The 17691-nt window shown below is 60.5% G+C and carries 17 protein-coding genes and 1 pseudogene; 8 read left to right on the forward strand and 10 right to left on the reverse strand.

Annotation, left to right across the window (positions count from 1 at the left end; all coding sequences use genetic code 11):
- The first annotated feature begins 63 nt into the window (after nucleotides 1-63).
- The 3 genes from QD461_RS19465 to QD461_RS19475 all read left to right on the forward strand — a co-directional run bounded on the left by QD461_RS19465 (nucleotide 64) and on the right by QD461_RS19475 (nucleotide 3004).
- A complete protein-coding gene (locus QD461_RS19465; protein WP_414089225.1) occupies nucleotides 64-522 on the forward strand; it encodes an NUDIX hydrolase in 459 nt (152 codons plus the stop codon).
- A 96-nt stretch (nucleotides 523-618) separates the two neighbouring features.
- Entirely contained in the window at nucleotides 619-2154 is a 1536-nt protein-coding gene (locus QD461_RS19470) for an inorganic phosphate transporter (RefSeq protein ID WP_414089226.1), read from the forward strand.
- Between the two features lie 112 nt (nucleotides 2155-2266).
- A complete protein-coding gene (locus QD461_RS19475; protein WP_414089227.1) occupies nucleotides 2267-3004 on the forward strand; it encodes a 16S rRNA (uracil(1498)-N(3))-methyltransferase in 738 nt (245 codons plus the stop codon).
- Nucleotides 3005-3007: 3 nt separating this feature from the next.
- On the opposite strand, the gene QD461_RS19480 is transcribed toward QD461_RS19475, so the two are convergent.
- The gene (locus QD461_RS19480) at nucleotides 3008-3622 is read right to left on the reverse strand and encodes a LysE family translocator (RefSeq protein ID WP_414089228.1); all 615 of its coding nucleotides are present in this window, start codon (nucleotides 3620-3622) and stop codon (nucleotides 3008-3010) included.
- A 240-nt stretch (nucleotides 3623-3862) separates the two neighbouring features.
- Between QD461_RS19480 and QD461_RS19485 the strand changes: the two genes are divergently transcribed.
- From QD461_RS19485 to QD461_RS19495, 3 genes are all read left to right on the forward strand, one after another.
- On the forward strand, nucleotides 3863-5236 hold the full coding sequence (locus QD461_RS19485; RefSeq protein WP_414089229.1) for a glutamate--cysteine ligase: 1374 nt from the start codon (nucleotides 3863-3865) through the stop codon (nucleotides 5234-5236).
- Between the two features lie 137 nt (nucleotides 5237-5373).
- Nucleotides 5374-6243 (forward strand): DUF937 domain-containing protein, encoded by an 870-nt coding sequence (locus QD461_RS19490; RefSeq protein ID WP_414089230.1) that lies wholly within the window; start codon nucleotides 5374-5376, stop codon nucleotides 6241-6243.
- A gap of 162 nt (nucleotides 6244-6405) precedes the next feature.
- A complete protein-coding gene (locus tag QD461_RS19495) occupies nucleotides 6406-7284 on the forward strand; it encodes an aldo/keto reductase family oxidoreductase (protein WP_414089231.1) in 879 nt (292 codons plus the stop codon).
- A 9-nt stretch (nucleotides 7285-7293) separates the two neighbouring features.
- Here the strand turns inward: QD461_RS19495 and QD461_RS19500 are convergent, their stop codons facing one another.
- The 3 genes from QD461_RS19500 to QD461_RS19510 all read right to left on the reverse strand — a co-directional run bounded on the left by QD461_RS19500 (nucleotide 7294) and on the right by QD461_RS19510 (nucleotide 10161).
- On the reverse strand, nucleotides 7294-8901 hold the full coding sequence (locus QD461_RS19500; RefSeq protein WP_414089232.1) for an ABC-F family ATP-binding cassette domain-containing protein: 1608 nt from the start codon (nucleotides 8899-8901) through the stop codon (nucleotides 7294-7296).
- A gap of 195 nt (nucleotides 8902-9096) precedes the next feature.
- Nucleotides 9097-9678: a dienelactone hydrolase family protein gene (locus tag QD461_RS19505; RefSeq protein ID WP_414089284.1), complete on the reverse strand. Its 582-nt coding sequence runs from the start codon at nucleotides 9676-9678 to the stop codon at nucleotides 9097-9099.
- A gap of 189 nt (nucleotides 9679-9867) precedes the next feature.
- Nucleotides 9868-10161, reverse strand: a complete 294-nt coding sequence (locus QD461_RS19510) for a DUF1127 domain-containing protein (protein WP_414089233.1) — start codon at nucleotides 10159-10161, stop codon at nucleotides 9868-9870.
- 199 nt (nucleotides 10162-10360) lie between these two features.
- On the opposite strand from QD461_RS19510, the gene QD461_RS19515 reads away from it, so the two are divergent.
- On the forward strand, nucleotides 10361-11314 hold the full coding sequence (locus tag QD461_RS19515) for a LysR substrate-binding domain-containing protein (protein WP_184700684.1): 954 nt from the start codon (nucleotides 10361-10363) through the stop codon (nucleotides 11312-11314).
- A 96-nt stretch (nucleotides 11315-11410) separates the two neighbouring features.
- On the opposite strand, the gene QD461_RS19520 is transcribed toward QD461_RS19515, so the two are convergent.
- From QD461_RS19520 to guaB, 5 genes are all read right to left on the reverse strand, one after another.
- On the reverse strand, nucleotides 11411-12043 hold the full coding sequence (locus QD461_RS19520) for a TetR/AcrR family transcriptional regulator (RefSeq protein WP_414089234.1): 633 nt from the start codon (nucleotides 12041-12043) through the stop codon (nucleotides 11411-11413).
- Between the two features lie 209 nt (nucleotides 12044-12252).
- Nucleotides 12253-13134 carry a dienelactone hydrolase family protein gene (locus QD461_RS19525; RefSeq protein ID WP_184700680.1) on the reverse strand — a complete coding sequence of 294 codons (882 nt, stop codon included), beginning with the start codon at nucleotides 13132-13134 and terminating at the stop codon, nucleotides 12253-12255.
- A 145-nt stretch (nucleotides 13135-13279) separates the two neighbouring features.
- Nucleotides 13280-13702, reverse strand: coding sequence for an MAPEG family protein (locus tag QD461_RS19530; protein WP_414089235.1), 423 nt, complete (start codon nucleotides 13700-13702; stop codon nucleotides 13280-13282).
- Between the two features lie 98 nt (nucleotides 13703-13800).
- Nucleotides 13801-14391, reverse strand: coding sequence for a hypothetical protein (locus QD461_RS19535; protein WP_414089236.1), 591 nt, complete (start codon nucleotides 14389-14391; stop codon nucleotides 13801-13803).
- Between the two features lie 3 nt (nucleotides 14392-14394).
- Complete coding sequence (gene guaB / locus QD461_RS19540) at nucleotides 14395-15879, reverse strand: IMP dehydrogenase (protein WP_184700674.1); 1485 nt, start codon at nucleotides 15877-15879, stop codon at nucleotides 14395-14397.
- 367 nt (nucleotides 15880-16246) lie between these two features.
- On the opposite strand from guaB, the gene nudI reads away from it, so the two are divergent.
- Nucleotides 16247-16678, forward strand: coding sequence for a nucleoside triphosphatase NudI (nudI, locus tag QD461_RS19545; protein WP_414089237.1), 432 nt, complete (start codon nucleotides 16247-16249; stop codon nucleotides 16676-16678).
- Nucleotides 16679-16765: 87 nt separating this feature from the next.
- On the opposite strand, the pseudogene QD461_RS19550 reads toward nudI, so the two are convergent.
- Nucleotides 16766-17616, reverse strand: a pseudogene (locus QD461_RS19550) (MBL fold metallo-hydrolase).
- Nucleotides 17617-17691 lie beyond the last annotated feature (75 nt).

Raw genomic sequence — 17691 nt, forward strand, 5'->3', positions numbered from 1 at the left:
CCAACCCCAAAGGTGAACCGACAATTGGCCATACTCAGCCGTATAGCAAATGATGTGCAACTCATGTTTCGGCGTCCGCCGCGACAACAGTATGCTGCGCTCTGTTATCGGCTGAAGAAGAAGACAGGTGAGCTGGAGATGCTGCTGCTTACCAGCCGCGACACCGGCCGGTGGGTTATTCCGAAGGGATGGCCGATGCCCGGCAAGCTCTCCCACGAAGTCGCGGCGCGCGAAGCCTATGAAGAGGCCGGCGTGCGCGGGGCGGTAGAAACGACGCCACTCGGCTCCTTCGGTTACGACAAGGTGCTGAAAGACGGCATCCAGGTGCCTTGCCGTGTGCAGGTCTACGCGCTTGAGGTCAATGAACTCGTCAAGAACTTCAAGGAGAAGGGCGAGCGCACGATGGAGTGGGTTTCCTGCGACGAAGCGGTCAAGCGCGTGCGCGAGCCTGAATTGCGGGATCTGATCCTTGCCTTCGCACAGCGGATGACGCAAACCAGCGCTATCGCGCAGATAAAGTAAGCCACATTAGTCACAAGAAATTGTGTCAGGATCGACGGTGGATATTGCGCGGCCTCGCAGGCGGCGCAATACGAGAGTTTTGTTTCAGAGAATAGCATGCCCGACCGACCGGCCACACCAGTAAAACGGACGCTCGATAAGGACCTCGACAAATTCACCTATGTCGAGGATGCGACCCACCATGTCACCAGGCGTCTCGTGGCACCGGGACTGGGACTGATCTTTCTCGGCCTCGCTATGGTCTTCGCCGGCATCTACGTGTTCGACAAGCCGCGCGCCACGGTGATCTTTGCAGCCGTCGCGCTCGCCGGCTACATGGCCATGAACATCGGCGCGAAGGACGTGGCCAACAATGTCGGCGCGGCGGTAGGGGCGCGTGCGATTACCATGACACAGGCGCTGGTCATGGCGGCCATCTTCGAGATCCTCGGCGCGACCATCGCCGGTGGTCCGGTCATCAACACGATCTCCACGCATATCGTCGATACCGACCGGATCATCAGCGTCGGCAAACTGGCCTGGCTGATGATGGCGGCGCTGCTGGCCGCGGCCCTCTGGATCAATTTCGCGACCTGGCTCAAAGCGCCGGTCTCAACCACGCACACGATCGTCGGGGCCGTCGTTGGTGCAGGTGCTGCATCGGTCGGCCCGGAACTGGTGAACTGGCATGTCCTGGCGGCAATATCTGCGGGCTGGGTAATAACCCCTTTCCTTGGCGGCACCATCGCCGCCGGCATCCTCTATTTCATCGAAACCTTCATCATCTATCGCGATGATAAGATTGCCGCCGCGCGACATTGGATTCCGATCCTGATCGGACTGATGGCCGGTGCCTTTGCGGGCTATCTCGTCGTCCAGCTGGAACCGAAGGGCGCAATCCCCAATATCGGGAACGTGGCGATCGGTGTCGGCGTCGGCATCATCACCTGGCTCGTTGCGCGACCGCTGGTCGCGGCGCAGTCCGTCGGGCTCGAAAACAAGAACAGCTCGCTGCGCAAGCTTTTCCGTCTGCCACTGATCTGTTCCGCAGCGTTGATGTCCTTTGCCCATGGCGCCAACGACATCGCCAATGCCATTGGCCCGCTGGCGGCTATCGTGCGCGACGTCGGCATCGGCGGCTCGCTCAACCTTGTGGCCGAGACGACTGCCCACAAGGCGCCTTTCTGGGTGGTCATGATCGGCGGCTGCGGCATCTCCGTGGGCGTGCTGCTTTACGGGCCGCGGCTAATTCGCCTTCTTGGCGAGCAGATCACCAAGCTCAATCCGATGCGGGCCTATTGCGTAGCCGTGTCCGCAGCACTTACCGTTATCGTCGCCGCATGGTTCGGCTTTCCGGTGAGCTCGACGCATATTGCCGTCGGGGCGGTTTTCGGGGTCGGCTTTTTCCGCGAATGGTCGACTGTCGGCTCGAAGCGGCGCCTCGCCTACATGCGCAAGAGAGCCGAAGCCGCGGGCATTCCCTGGAACGAGCCGGAAACCACCGACGAGCGCAATCCCGACGAAATCCATCGCCGCCGCCTGGTGCGCCGCTCGCACTTCATGACCATCATCGCCGCCTGGGCGATTACCGTTCCGGTTGCGGCCCTGCTTGCCGCCGTCGTATATTGGGTTATGGTCGCGCTCTTCATTTAGGACGGTTGGGCTTCTCATCGGATCCTCGTACCGCTTCGTCATTTGTATTTGCGCAATTCCGCAGGGAAGACCGCTGCGGACTTTTCGCGGAATTGCTTTAGGGGGGTAATCCATGCGCGCCAATTTCCGCATGCAGCGGCTGTTCGTGACATCAGATATCAAGGCAGGCTCTGCCATCGAGGCCGATCAGGATCAGTTCAACTATCTCGCCAATGTGCTGCGCATGGAGGATGGTGCCGAGCTTCTGATCTTCAACGGCCGCGACGGTGAGTGGAAAGTCAGCGTCTCATTCCCCTCCCGCAAGCGCATCCTGCTGACGCCGGTCGCAGAAACGCGGCCGCAGCCGAGCCCTTCCGATCTGCATTATCTCTTCGCGCCGCTGAAGGTCGGACGGCTCGATTATCTCGTGCAGAAGGCCGTCGAAATGGGTGCCGGCCTGCTGCAGCCGGTCATGACGCAGCATGTGCAGGGCAAGATCACCAATCTCGACAAGGTCAAGGCCAATGTCATCGAGGCAGCGGAGCAATGCGGCATCCTCGGCATTCCTGATGTCGCCGAACCGGTAAAGCTGACCGACCTGCTTGCCGGCTGGCCGCGCGATCGTCGCATCATCTATTGTGACGAGGGCGATGCCGGCCAGAATCCGCTGCCGCTGCTGTCGCAGGTAAAGGAGAAGCATCTGGCGCTGCTGGTCGGGCCCGAGGGCGGTTTTTCCGAAGAAGAACGCGCTCTGCTGCGCAGCCTAGATTTCGTCACCGCCATTCCACTCGGGCCGCGCATCCTGCGCGCCGACACGGCCGCCGTTGCCGCCATGGCGATGATACAGGCGGCGATCGGCGACTGGAACTGAGTTTCACTCCAATACGGCGACGACGGTCGCGACGATCAGCAGGATCGCCAGCGAGATGCTGACGATCCGCGACACCGTCGGATCTTGCAGAAAGCGCGAGAGCGACGCGCCGACGAGAAGCCAGACCATATGGATGGTAATGATCATGCCGGTCAGCAACGCGATCTTGACGGTGGCGTCGAGCAAGCGTTGATCCTGAAACAGGCTGACGCCGGCAAAGACGGCTGCAATCGCCAGATAGGCCTTGGGATTGGCGACGGCGAGCAGAAAGCCGCCGGAGAAGGCCGGAGCCGCCTTATTGTCGTTACTGCGCGACAGCGGCGGTGCGGTGGCGATCTTGAAGGCGAGATGGAGGATGTAGACGGCCGAGACCGTGGTCAGCACGAAGGCACCGTGCGGCACGGACAGGAGGATCGCAACGACGCCGGCTGCCACGGCCAGCAAGACCGCGACTGTGCCCGCGATCAGGCCGCAGACATAGCCAAGCGACCGCCGGAAGCCATAGGCCGCCCCCATTGCCGTCGCGCTGATCGTCGAGGGGCCGGGACTCCCCATGATGACCAGTGAGGCCAAAAGCAACGTCAATATGGGATAATAAAAGCCGTTTGGGCCGTTCATCGATATGCTCCGCTGATGTCAGTGGAGGCAAATTATCGGCGCGAATAGCGAGATGTCTTGAACGCTTGTGCAATATGCCGTCGGCAGACACGAGTGCGATGCACTTGCGAGACATAAAATCCTATTTTTTTGAACGACCCTTGAAAGAAATTCACTTGCACCGTACCTCAATCCGCGTCAATCACCCTCCAATTGACCTGCGACCGGCGCGGGTTCTCCTCCGAGATCTAAGGTAATACCATGGCGCGCGATACTACCGACCAGACTCCGCTCAGCTCGGTCTCGGAAATGACGGCCTATCTGGCGGCCGGCAACAAGCCGAAGGAAAAATTCCGCATCGGCACGGAGCACGAGAAATTCGTGTTCTTCCGTGCCGACAACAGCCCCGTGCCCTATTTCGGCGACGCCAGCATTTCCGCGCTCCTCAAGGGGCTGCAGGCAAAGAGCGGCTGGGACCCGATCATGGACGGCGAGAACATCATCGGGCTCGGCGAACCCACAGGCATGGGCGCGATTTCGATCGAGCCGGGCGGCCAGTTCGAACTCTCCGGCGCGCCGCTCGAAACCATCCACGAGACCTGCAAGGAATCGAACAACCATCTAGCGGCCGTGCGCGAAATCGCCGAGCCGATGGGGATCCGCTTCCTCGGCGTCGGCGGTAGCCCGAAATGGACGCTGGCCGAAACGCCGCGCATGCCGAAATCGCGCTACGAGATCATGACCCGCTATATGCCGAAGGTCGGCACCAAGGGTCTCGACATGATGTACCGCACCTGCACGATCCAGGTGAATCTCGACTTTTCCTCCGAAGCGGATATGCGCCGCAAGATGCGTGTGTCGATGAAGCTGCAATCGCTGGCAACAGCGCTCTTCGCCTCCTCGCCCTTCACCGAGGGCAAGCCGAACGGGCTTTCCTCCTGGCGCGGCGAAATCTGGAAGGACACCGACAATCGCCGCGGCGGCCTGCTCGATTTCACCTTCCGCGACGATTTCGGCTTTGAGGACTATGTGAAGTGGGCGCTCGACGTTCCCATGTATTTCGTCGTACGTGACGGTCGTTACCACGACTGTACGCATGTCACCTTCCGCCAGTTCATGGACGGCGCGCTGAAGGGCGAAATCACCGATTGGGAACCGACGATGGGCGACTGGACGAACCATCTCTCGACGCTGTTCCCCGACGTGCGCCTCAAGCGCTTCCTCGAAATGCGCGGCGCAGACGGCGGCCCCTGGCGCCGCATCTGTGCGCTGCCGGCCTTCTGGGTCGGTCTGCTCTATGACGACGAGGCTCTGACGGCAGCCGACGCGCTGACCAAGGACTGGAGCTTCGACGAGGTCAATGCGCTGCGCGATGTCGTGCCGTCGCAGGGATTGAAGGCTTCCATGAAGGGTCATAGCCTCATGGATGTGGCGCGCGAAGTGGTCGGCATTTCCCGCCTCGGCCTCAAGAATCGCGGCCGCTTGAACGGCGATGGGCAGGACGAAACCGTGTTCCTGGCACCGCTCGATGAGGTGCTTGCCAAAAAGGGCACGCTCGCCGACGATCTTCTGATGCTCTACAACGGCCGCTGGAACCAGTCAGTCGAGCCGATCTTCGAGGAATATCAGTACTGACACCGGGCTTGCCTGCCTTCATCGCCTCGACGGCATGAAGGCAGAAACCGGTATGCGCCCTCCTTTTTCCCGCTATACTATCGGAATCAAGCGCCGCCTGATTCCGAAGCGGCCTCATTGTGGGGAAAGGGACTTCGATGCTGCCACTCTTCGACATGATGATGCAGGCACAGAACGGCGCCGCCACGGAGGCCATGGCCAAGCAGTTCAATCTCGCGCAAGAGCAAGCGGCGAAGGCGATGGCCGCGCTGATGCCCGCATTCTCGACCGGCTTCAAGCGCAGCGCGACGGACCCCTATAATTTCATGGGCGTGATGCAGGACATCACGTCAGGCAGCTACGCCAAATATTTCGAGGACATGAGCAAGGCCTTCACGCCTGAGGGCATCGCCGACGGCAACACCGTGCTGGCGCGGCTGTTCGGCTCCAAGGATGTTTCCCGCGCGATCGCTGCACAAGCTGCGCAGATGACCGGCATCGGCCAGGAAGTCTACAAGCGCATGCTGCCCGCCATGGCTGATACGCTGATGGGCGGCCTCTTCAAGGAGACCAGCGGCCAAATCCCGCAGATGGCCAATCCCTTTCTTAATACCGCCATGGGCGAGATGATGCAGGGCTGGCTGCAGACCATCGGTTTTGCGCCGAAGCAGAAGCCCACGCCGCAGGCGAGCATTTTCGACAACCCCTTCACGCAGGCGATGGAACTGATGTTCGGCGCCGATCCGGCCAAGCACGAGAAGGCCGCACAAACCAATCCCTTCCTCGACAATCCTTTCGCCAAAGCGTTCCAGGACATGATGAGGAACTTCCCGATGCCGGTCGCCCCGGCAAAGGAAGAGCCGAAGGCCAAGCCCGCCGCGGGTGTCGACATGGCGGCCTATACCGAGATGTTCAACGCCATGTTCGACAGCGGCCTGGAAGTGCAGAAGAACTATCAAAAGAACATGGAAGCGATATTCGACAGCTATCTGCAAGCTGACAGCAAGCCGGCGCCGACGCAAAGCTAACACTTTAGTCGATATCCCGTCATGGGTGCTGGTTGGGCGTCTTTGCAGGCCAATGCCAATTGCAGGCATTGTTCGAAATTCCGCACAGCCCGTGCGGATTGCACCCAGTTATCAGACACTGAGACACGGCCTATTTCTCACTCATCTTGAAGGGAGATACCCATGTCCATCATCGACCAATCCGGCAGCTTCACTCTCGGCGACCGCCGCGTCAAACGGCTCGGCTATGGCGCCATGCAACTCGCAGGCCCCGGCGTCTTCGGCCCGCCCAAGGACCGCGACACTGCAATTGCAGTTCTGCGCCAAGCTGTGGCGTCCGGCGTCGATCACATCGACACCAGCGACTTCTATGGGCCGCATGTCACCAACCAACTGATCCGCGAGGCGCTTCATCCCTATCGCGATGATCTGGTCATCGTCACCAAAATCGGCGCGCGACGCGACGCCGATGCATCCTGGCTGCCGGCGTTTTCAGCTGACGAGCTAAGGCAGGCAGTTCACGACAATCTGCGCAATCTTCAGCTCGACGTCATCGATGTCGTCAATCTCCGCATCATGCTCAATCCGCATCACCCAAGCGAAGGTTCGATCGAAGCGCCGCTGACGGCTCTTGCGGAGCTTCAGCGTCAAGGGCTGGTGCGGCATATAGGGCTTAGCAACGTCACGCGCAGCCAAGTCGCCGAAGGCCGCAAGATCACAGAGATCGTCTGCGTGCAGAACCTCTACAATCTTGCACAGCGTACGGACGACGCGTTGATCGACGAGCTGGGACGCGACGGGATCGCCTATGTGCCCTTCTTCCCGCTCGGCGGCTTTACACCATTGCAGTCTTCAACGCTGTCTGATGTTGCGACCCGCGTGAACGCGACGCCGATGCAGGTCGCTCTCGCCTGGCTTCTGCATCGCGCCCCGAATATCCTCCTCATTCCGGGTACTTCGTCGCTCAGCCACCTGCAGCAGAACATCGCCGTAGCGGGCCTGACATTGCCCGGCGATGCGATCGCGGAACTCGATCGCATCGCAGGTCCGAACCACGCCTGACAACGCCGATCAAGCCTTCGGCGATGCCGAGACGGTTCGTGCGGGCAGCTCGAGCCGCCTCTCTACACCGATATTGTCGAGGAACACTTCGTCGTGGCTGACGACCAGGAGCGCGCCGTCATAGGCGCGCAACCCGGCTTCGACGGCGGTGATGGAATCGATATCCAGATGGTTTGTTGGCTCGTCCAGAATCAGCAGCGAGGGCGGCACCGAGCCGCCGAGCACGCAGGCGAGCCCGGCTCGCAGAAGCTGCCCGCCACTCAAGCTGGACACGATCTGCAACGCGGCATCGGCGCGGAACATAAACCGTGCCAGGGCTGCGCGGCAGGCATTCTCGTCTGCGTCCGGATTGATCCTTCGGAAATTGTCGCGGATCGACAGCGACGGATCGAGAAAACTCACCCTTTGGTCCAATAGAGCGAATGGAAGAACACGCACCGTCCCTTTCCACGGTTCCAGCGCGCCTGATATCAACGCGAGGAGCGTCGTCTTGCCCGATCCGTTCGGCCCGGTGATCGCGACGCGCTCCGGTCCCGTCATGACGATATCGAGATTGCGAAAGATCGGCCGCTCGGGATCGTAGCCGGCGGTAACACCCTCCAGCCTGAGCACGCCCCTATTTGCCGGCAAGCCGGACGTCGGAACCTTGACCGTGAGGGGTTGCAGGATCTCGATCTTTTCTCGGGCGGTCGCGGCATCCTGCAGGGCCTGGCCACGCCGTCGTTCGGCAAGCCGTGTGTTCTCGCCGCCCGTCAACTCCGCCCGCTCTTTCATCCCGCCAAGCAGGATGCGCGGTATGCCGCCCTTGGCCGCCATTTTCCGGCCGGCCTTGTCGCGTCTTGCCTGACGTTCGACAGCCGCCTGGGCGCTTCTCTCCACTTCGGCGACGCGCTTCTCGGCCTCGGCGAAATCTTGCTCGGCTGCGGATAGCTCCAGCGCTTTGCGCTCCCGATACTGTGTCCAGTTGCCGCCATAGCGCGAAGCGCCGAGCGACGTCAGCTCGACGATCGCGTCCATGGTGTCAAGCAACTCGCGATCATGGCTGATGACGGCGGCGCCTGCCCTCCAGCCCGCCAGCAGATCGATCACAGCCGCGCGGCCGTCGCGGTCCAGATTGTTGGTTGGCTCATCGAGGATCAGAAAATCGGGATCGTCGAGGATGAGGGCTGCAAGGGCGCAGCGGGTGCGCTGCCCGCCGGACAGGGTGACGAGACGCGTCTCCGGCAAGACCTTGAGCCCGACACGATCGAGCGCCGAAACCATGCGCTGCTCAAGCGTCCAGTCGGCCGAGGCAAGCTCCTCATTCGTCGCCTCGCCCAGCTCGGCGCGCTGCAGAACGGCCAGTGCCTCGCGCGCACCAAAGAGATCGGCAACGGTTTCGTCTGCCTGCACCTGCACGCTCTGGCGGAGGATTCCCAATTTGCCGTTGAAGGAAATCGTACCGGATTGCGGCTGCAGATCTCCGGCGACGAGCCTTATCAGCGTCGTCTTGCCGACGCCGTTGCGGCCGACAAGGCCGGTGCGCTCGGCGCCGAAGCTCAGATCGAGATTGGAGAGGAGCAGCCGGCCGTCAGGCGTGGACCACGAAAGATTGGATAGAACGATGGATATGGGCATGAATACGAATTTCCTCGATGGCAAGGCTGAAAGACATTGCGGTCGAGGTAGAATCCATTGCGGCACACATCCTGTTGATATTGGCGATACTTATAAACTAAGCGACAAGTTGCGTCGTTTCAAGGCGAGATCGTTCAGGCTCTGCATCAAACACAGCGAAGGATGCCATCCAAGCACCGCCCAGGCGTCCTGGTGTCACGCTTTCGCATCGATGGCGTCGAGGAAGCTGATGACGCGCTTCCATGTGAGGTCGGCAGCCTTGGCATCGTAGTCCGGCAGGCTGGCATCGGTGTAGAGATGGCCGCCATCACCCGGGTATCGGAAAATCTCCGCCGCGAGCCCGGAGCGATCGACGACCCGTCGCCAGTCGGCAACGTCCTCCTCCGATTCGAATGGATCCGGCTCGGCCAGATGCAGCTGCAGCGGCAAGCCCTTGCGCGCATTCTCGATGATGGAGGCGATGCCATGCAGGAACAGAATGCCGGCGGTCTCGCGGCGCTTTGGCCAGAGGCTTGCGGCAACCGCAGCGCCCATTGAAAACCCGGCAAGCACGGTTGAGGCAGGCAAACCGGCCAGCGCCCATTCCGCTTGCTCACAAATCGTGGGCCAGCCGATTTCGTCCTTGAAGGCGAATCCTTCCTCGATCGACCGGGCGATCAGACCGTCGTAGAGGTCTGGTGCGAAGGCCTTGTGCCCTGCCGCCTGCACACGCTCCACCGCCTCGTGTTCGAGCTGCCGCAAACCGTAGACGGAGTGGAAGAAGATCACCGTTGCCATCATCGTATCCTGCTATTTCGATCAGGCCCTAAGATAAGACAGTTGATGGGGGAAGCAACGTAGCCGTGCACATTCACCCGCTGAACGGCACCCCAAAAAGAAAAAACCCGGTGCTGGCCCTTGGGCCGAACACCGGGAAAGAAGCAGGGCTTATTGGCTATCACCCTGCGGGGAAACGATTGCCCTTCATCAGCAGCGAGCGTTGATGAAGGCTGAAGAGCGCGCGCAGCGGCGCGCGGACTGGGTCAAATGGCTGGACGGATCCTCGAAGAAGGTCGAGGTAGTCAACGCGGCGCTGAGGTCCTGGCGAGTCAAGCCGATATCTCTCAACTGGCTGTCGTCAAGCTCGTTCAGATAGTCGATCTCGCGACGATTGCGGAGAGCGCGCCAGACGGAAGCCGCTTTGCCAAAAGCAACCGTCATACGAGCCGTCAGAGACAGCGATGGCGTTACAAGGCCGAGGGTCTGATCTGTCGTGCGCATTTCCGTAATCCTTTCCTTGGGGCACACGCCAGCCGAGCCCCTTCCCAGGGATCGGGGGAAGGGCACAGGCCGGGAGGAGTTCGACAGGAATGTCTGTTCGATTGGTATGCTGAATTGCATTCAGAAGATGCCAAAGCCCTATTGATCAGTCCAACGAATGTTTCTAATGATAACTATCAAACTCCTTTATAGGTGAACCATGTCCGCGCCGCTTGATATCGATCAGTTGCAGACCTTCATCGCAATCGTGGATTCCGGCAGCTTCACCAAGGCAGCCGACCGCGTGTTCAAGACGCAGTCGGCGGTTTCCATGCAGATGCGCCGATTGGAAGAGCGCGTCGGCAAGCAACTTTTCATCAAGGACGGCCGGGGCAACCGGCTGACGGCCGAGGGCGAAAAGCTTCTGAACTATGCACGCCGGATCATTCGCCTCAACAACGAGGCTATCGCCGCCTTCGACGACAACCGTCTCGAAGGCACGCTGCGCATCGGCACGCCGGATGATTACGCCGACCGCTATATGCCCGAGATCATTGGCCGTTTCGCCAAGACGCATCCGAATGTCGAGCTCTACATCGTCTGCGAACCCTCGGTCGATCTCGCCGAGCGGATGCATCGCGGCGAACTCGATATCGCGCTCGTCACCCATAATCCGCGCGAGCGCATGTCTGATGTGGTGCGGACGGAGCCGCTCTGCTGGGTCGGGTCGGCCAATCACCCGCTGCGCGACGACGCCCCCATCCCGCTCGCCGTCGGCCGGCGCGACTGTCAGTGGCGCCAGCTTGCCTGCTCGGCGCTCGATGCCGGCGGTCGCGAATATCAGATCCTGTTCACCAGCTGGTCCTGCACTGTCGTTGCCGCCGCGGTACTGGCGGGTATGGCTGTCTCGGTCATGCCTGAATCGGCGCTGCGAACCGGCATGAAGGTCCTGACCCAGGCCGATGGCTTCCCGGCCCTGCCGCCCGTACAGATCGGCATCATGAAGCGGCCCGGGCTCTCGGTATCGCTGATGAACGCCATCACCGCGCATATCTCCGCCTGCCTGGACAATATCACGCCGGCCGTTGTTGATGATGACCTCGATGGCGATGTGAAGACCTATGCGCGTATCTATCCGCGCCAGCGCGCCAACCAGATCTTGCCGGGTTGGTGAGCTAGAGCGGTTTGTTTTAAGCAATTCCGGACGGAAAACCGCTGCGTACTTTCCTGGAATTGCTCTGGCGGCCCACCACGCGATCGCCCTCGTTGGTTAGAGCGCCGGCTCCGCCAGCAATGTGGTGCGGATTACCTGCTTCCATTCGCCAAGCATGCGTTTTGCCATGCCGTCGTCGCTCATGATGGCGAAGCGAACGGACGCACCGATCAGATGGCTGAAAAGCTGGGTGCGCGCCTTCAGGTCGATGCGGCTTTCCGCCGGCAGGAAAGGCTGAATGCAGGTCAGGAAGATCTCGGCGACGCGATTGCTGTGCAATATGTTGAGCTGCAGGATATCCTTGTCGATATCCGTACCGAGCCAGACGCCAAGATAGGCCGGGTCGCCGCGAAACTCGCTATAATACCAATCGATCATGCCGCAAACCAGCTCGATGGCGTGGTCCAGCGATGTCACCGAGGAGAAGGCTTCCTCGACCTTCTCCTGGATGAGTTTGGCATGACGATCGAGCAAGGCCCTGACGATCGCGCCCTTGTCCGGAAAATACTGGTAGACGGAACCGATCGGAATCGCGGCGACCACAGCCAGTTCGGTCATCTTCATGGCGCTGACGCCCTTTTCGGCGATCAGTGTCGCCGCGGCCGAGAGGATGGCATCGACACGTTGGATACTCCGCTCCTGCTGTGGCCTTTTTCGGAACGTGATGCGGTCTGGATTATCCGGAGTCATTCTCTACCCGTTTCATTATCATGCTGAACGGCGCTCAAGCGCGCCAAACGCTATGCCACCGGACGGGTTCAATGTGCGTAAACGGGAAAAGTCCAATTTTACTCATTACTTAGGAGCTTTGATCAAAGCCTGGAGCAGCGCCCGAAACATGGTTTCGGGCGGATAATCAGCGTGTGAACGGCGAGCCTGCGAAGGCCAACCGTATCATTCTAGGACAGATGCTTCTTCAAAAACTCGATCGTCCTGCCCCAGGCCAGATCGGCAGCCTTCTTGTCGTAGCGGGCAGCCGACGTATCGTTGTTGAAGGCATGATTGACGCCGTCATAGACGAAGATCTCGAAGGTCTTGCCCCCGGCCTGCAACTCCTTGCGGTAGGCGTCGATACCGGCATTGATGCGATCGTCGAGGCCGGCGTAATGCAGCAGCAGAGCTGCCTTGATCTTGGGCACCTCGCTTGCCGCCGGCTGTGCGCCATAATAGGCAATGCCTGCCTTCAGCTCGGGCGAGATCGTCGCGAAACGATTAACGAGGCCGCCGCCCCAGCAGAAGCCGACGGCACCGACCTTGCCGTTGGAACCATCGAGCTTGGCGAGATAGGTCAGGCTCGCCTCGGCATTGGCCGCCGTCAACGCCGGATCGAGATTGGTGAACATATCCCGCGCCTTGTCTTCATCGTCAGGCGTGCCGCCAAGCGGGGAGAGAAAATCCGGCGCCAACGCCACGAACCCTTCCAGCGCCACGCGGCGAGCGATATCGCGGATATGCCCATTGAGGCCGCGATTCTCGTGGATGACGATGACACCACCCAGTTTGCCGGACGCCTCCTTTGGCTGGGCGAGATAGCCCTTCATCTCGCCCTTGCTGCCGGCGAACGTCACGTCCTTTGTCGCAAGCCTGTTGTCGTCTGCGGCGATGACCTCGGCGCTCGCCTTGTTGGCGGCAAGCAGTGGCGCGATGGCGGCAGCAGCTCCGGCTGAGCCCGCGAGCTTGGTCAGCTTGTCCATGAAGCTCCGACGATCGAGCGTCAGATGCGTATATTCGTCATAGGCGTTGATCATCGCCTGCGTCACAACAGGCTTTTCCGTGCTCATGGTTCAGTTCTCCCTGTTTTCTTGGCAGCAAGCTGAAAACGACCGGCCACTCGCTGACAAGATAGGTCAGCAGGTGGCGGTGTAACGGTAAAGGAAAAACACAAAAACGTGACTGCCGGTTGCGCCCACAGTCACGCTGACCGCATCAGGAGAAGGCGAGCCAGATGCCGAGCCAGACCCACATGCCGACGAGAGCCACGAAGCCGAGCGCAAAGAGCGGGCTGCGATAGCGCAGGTCGTTGCTGGTCACATGCACGAAGGCATGGGCATAGCGTGTGGCAACGAAAATCCAGGCGAGGATCACGGAAGGGAGATTATCCGCCTGCGTGGTGTAAAGCAGGACGCAGCAGACGTGGAAGAGCAAAGGAAGTTCGAACTGGTTGGCAAGGCTGTTGCGCACCGCAAGGCTCTCGGCAGGCTCGTTCGCCGTATGATTTTCGCGAAACTGCACGGGCTGGATACGACCGGCCTTGACCAGAATACGGCGGCGCCACCCAAGGAGCGCGTAGAGGCCGAAGACAAGCACCGCATGCGCCACCATGGGCCAGAACATTTCATAGCCTGTCACACCGCCAACTCCTTTGGAATTTCCGAAAACTATACAGCAGATCTAAAATGCGACAGCGACCGTTGCGTATGACGTATGACGCACGGCGCTGTAGTCGATCAGGACGGTTTGGAGCCGTCCCGCGAGAGGTAGCGAAAAATCGCGAAGCGGGCCAGCAGAATAACCGTCACCACCAGGGTCAGGAACTTCAGCCTGACGATAATAGGCAGCGCGCTTGAGAGAAGCGCCACCGTCGCATCCGATGGCGTTGCCGGCGGATACAGCATGAGGCCGGCGATATTCTCGGCATAGTCGACAACGGCATAGAAGATCGGCAGGCAGAAAATAAAGACCCTCGCGCCCGGCGGGATCGCGCGGCCGAAGAAAAAGCCGTTTGGGCCGATCATCTGCAACAGGCAGAACAGCAGACCGCCGAGTACGAGCGGAAAGATCAGCTCCGGCCCCAGATACATGGAATGCAGGATGGCGGCCGGATCGGGATGATCCTTGAGGTAGCGCAGCATGGCGATGACATCGTCGCGCTCATAACCGCCGATGCGCGCATCCAGCATCTGTTGGCCGGCTGCCGCCTCGCTGAAGGCGCGCACGAAGCCGGCGTAGATCCAGGCGAATAGTGCTAGGGAAAGAGCTGCTAGGATCGCCGCCAGGCCCTGTACGGACCTGGCATTGCCCTGAGCGCGATCGTCCATCGATCAGCCGCCCGAGCCCGGATAGTTCGGGCTTTCGCGGGTGATCGTGACGTCGTGGGCATGGCTTTCGCGCAAGCCAGCGCCGGAGATGCGCACGAAGGTCGCGCGCTCCTGGAACTGCTTGAGATCGGCGCCGCCGACGTAGCCCATGGCGGCCTTGAGGCCGCCTGCGAGCTGATGCAGGACACCCGCGACAGGACCCTTGTAAGGCACCTGGCCTTCGATGCCTTCCGGCACGAGCTTCAGCGTGTCACGGACCTCGGCCTGGAAATAGCGGTCGGCCGAGCCGCGGGCCATGGCGCCGACGGAGCCCATGCCGCGATAGGCCTTGAAGGACCGGCCCTGGTAAAGAAAGACTTCGCCGGGGCTTTCGTCCGTGCCGGCAAGCAGCGAGCCGATCATGACAGCCGATGCTCCGGCGGCGATCGCCTTGGCAAGGTCGCCGGAGAATTTGATGCCGCCATCGGCAATGACAGGGATATTCTGTTCCCGCGCCGCTTCGACCGCCGACATGATAGCGGCAAGCTGCGGTACCCCGACACCGGCAACGATGCGAGTGGTGCAAATCGAACCAGGACCGATACCGACCTTGACTGCATCGGCGCCAGCATCGATCAGTGCGCGCGTGCCGTCATAAGTGGCAACGTTGCCGGCCATGATACGGACGGAATTGGAGAGCTTTTTAACGCGGGCGACGGCGTCGAGAACGCGCTGCGAATGACCGTGGGCGGTGTCGACGACCAGAAGGTCGACGCCAGCCTCGATCAGGCGTTCAGCACGCTCGAAACCATCGTCGCCGACATTGATGGCCGCGGCAGCGCGCAAGCGGCCCTGAGCATCCTTGGAAGCATTCGGGTTAAGCTGCGACTTCTCGATGTCCTTGACGGTGATCAGGCCGACCAGACGGCCATCGCCGTCAACAACGAGCAGCTTTTCGATACGATGCGTGTGGAGCAGGCGCTTGGCTTCCTGCTGTTGCACGCCATCCTTGACCGTCACGAGATTTTCGCGGGTCATCAGCTCGTAGATCTTCTGCTTGGGATCGGAGGCGAAGCGGACGTCGCGGTTGGTGAGGATGCCGACGAGGCGATGCGACTTCTCGACGACCGGAATGCCGGAAATGCCGTGCGCCTTCATCAAAGCGAGCGCTTCGGCAAGCGTGGCGTCCGGGCCGATGGTGACCGGATTGACCACCATGCCGCTTTCGAATTTCTTGACCTGGCGAACCTCTTCGGCCTGCTGCACTGGCGTCAGATTGCGGTGGATAACGCCGATACCGCCGGCCTGGGCCATGGCGATCGCCAAACGGCTTTCGGTCACCGTATCCATCGCCGCTGAAATGATCGGCAGGTTGAGATCGATATCCTGGGCGATGCGGGTGGCGACATTCGTCTGGCCGGGCATGACCTCGGAGTGTCCCGGCTGCAGGAGCACGTCGTCGAATGTCAGAGCATCCAACCCGGTTGGCGTTTCAATGATGCGTGCCATGGCCAATTCCTTCGTCTGTGAAAAACAGGAAAGCCCGGAACGAATCGTCTACCGGGCGATCTTGCAAGTGTTGCTTGGAAGTTGGCGAGGGCTGGTAACACGTCTATGACAGGAAGGGAATAGCAAAAAGCTACCGGCTGGTATGTCCGGCGCGCAGGCTTTGCCTATCGCCTCCAATAAACAGCTTCGCGTCGTCGGATAGCTCCCTGCCAGCCTCGCGCACGGCCGTTACGGGCATGCCTCGATCAAAGTTGCGATCCTCGCCCCCGGCCGCCTTGATCTACCTTGCAGCGGCTGCGAAAAGCTGATGTTCGAAGGGTCGGAGCAGGCGACGCGCGCCTCCAGCCCATGTCATTGGGAGAGACATTTGAGACAGCGAATAATCGTATGCCCGCTTATTCAGAACGAAGGGGCATATCTGCTCTGCAAGATGCCGCAGAATCGCGGTGTATTTCCTGGCCAATGGGCACTTTCCGGCGGCGGCCTCGAGCCGGGAGAGCGCCTTGAGGAAGGGTTGCGCCGTGAAATACGGGAGGAGCTGGGGGATAGGCTGCAAATCGCCAAGATCCAGCCCTGGACGTTTCGCGACGATGTCCGGACAAAGTCCTATCCCGACGGCTCCACCGAAGAACTTCAGATGATCTACCTGATTTTCGACTGCGAGGCGGCAAATCGCGAGGTCACCATCAATGAAGAATTCGAGGAATATGCCTGGGTCGAGCCGCAAAATCTCAAACATTACGATCTGAACGAAGCCACGAGATCCACCTTCACCGCCAAAGGCGTGCTGCCGGCTTAGAGCCCTACCGGGAAGATGCTTGGCGCTTTTCCCGGTAGTATAATTTAGCCAACCATGGCTGATCGGGACTAGGCCGAGCGATCTGCCCTAAAGGTCGAACTGGTAGGTCTTCGGAACATAGCGGAAGCCTTCCGCCTGCTTTTCGACAAAGCCGACGGCGGGGAAAGGCATGTGGAAACCGAGGAAGGGAATGCGGTCGGCGGCGATCATGTCGAAGATGCGCCGGCGGGTCTTGGCAGCTTGGGCCTTATCGACATCGAAGCGGACCTCCCAGTCCGGGCGACCAAGCGACAGGACATAGTGATTGGCGGTGTCACCAGTCATGACGAGCTGCTTGCCGTCCGATTCGAGATGAAAGACGAGATGGCCGGGTGTGTGACCGGGAGCCAGCATGGCGGTCATGCCGCTGACGATAGGGTCGCCGTCCTTCAGGAAAGTCATCTTTTCGGCAAAGGGTGCGACATTGGCGAGCACTGCCTTGTGACCGCCTTCGGCTGGCGTTCCCTCACACGCCTTGTCCGTCCAGAACGCGTATTCGATCTCGCTCGTGGCATAGCGAGCATTCGGAAAGGCCGGAGCGCCCTCCTCCATCAGGCCGCCGATATGATCGCCGTGCAGATGCGTGAGAGCAACGACGGTGACCTGCTCCGGCGCATAGCCCGCAGCCTTCAGCCCCTCGCGGAAACGGCCGAGGCCGCGCGCGCGACCGGCTGCACCAAAGCCCGTATCGACGACGATCACATCTGAGCCGGTATCGATGATCGCTGGCGCGTAGCTGTTCATCAGCTTCTCTGTGGGCAGGAAATTCTCTGTTCCAGCAATTTGCGAACGATATTCGGTGCCTGGTTCAAACCGAAGATCTCCCACGGATTCTCCATGATGCTGGCACCGTCCTTGACGACGGTGATGGTACAGGATCCCAATTTGAACTGATGCATGTCTAGGGGCGGGACAGCCGTCACGATCTTACTCCTTGTGTAGATGCGCAACGTAAGCTGCGCCTATCGTCGTCG

It is taken from the genome of Rhizobium sp. BR 314 (assembly GCF_047445805.1).
Taxonomy (GTDB): domain Bacteria; phylum Pseudomonadota; class Alphaproteobacteria; order Rhizobiales; family Rhizobiaceae; genus Rhizobium; species Rhizobium lusitanum_B.